Origin of the sequence: Paraburkholderia sp. BR10937 (assembly GCF_040965695.1) — a bacterium.
Taxonomy (GTDB): Bacteria; Pseudomonadota; Gammaproteobacteria; order Burkholderiales; family Burkholderiaceae; genus Paraburkholderia.
In genome coordinates this window covers 1-231 of sequence record NZ_JBFRCL010000294.1, presented here as the reverse complement: position 1 = coordinate 231, position 231 = coordinate 1, and the positions used below count along the sequence as shown (strand labels likewise).

Below are 231 nucleotides of genomic sequence, written 5' to 3'. Positions count from 1 at the left end.
CCCTGGAGTGCTCTTGCGTAGCAACTAGGGACAAGGGTTGCGCTCGTTGCGGGACTTAACCCAACATCTCACGACACGAGCTGACGACAGCCATGCAGCACCTGTGTTACGGCTCCCTTTCGGGCACATCCACCTCTCAGCAGACTTCCGTACATGTCAAGGGTAGGTAAGGTTTTTCGCGTTGCATCGAATTAATCCACATCATCCACCGCTTGTGCGGGTCCCCGTCAA

At 55.4% G+C, this 231-nt stretch carries 1 rRNA gene; it reads right to left on the bottom strand.

The features are described from left to right. Positions 1 to 231: ribosomal RNA gene (locus AB4Y44_RS43040) — 16S ribosomal RNA — on the bottom strand; the annotation flags it as partial.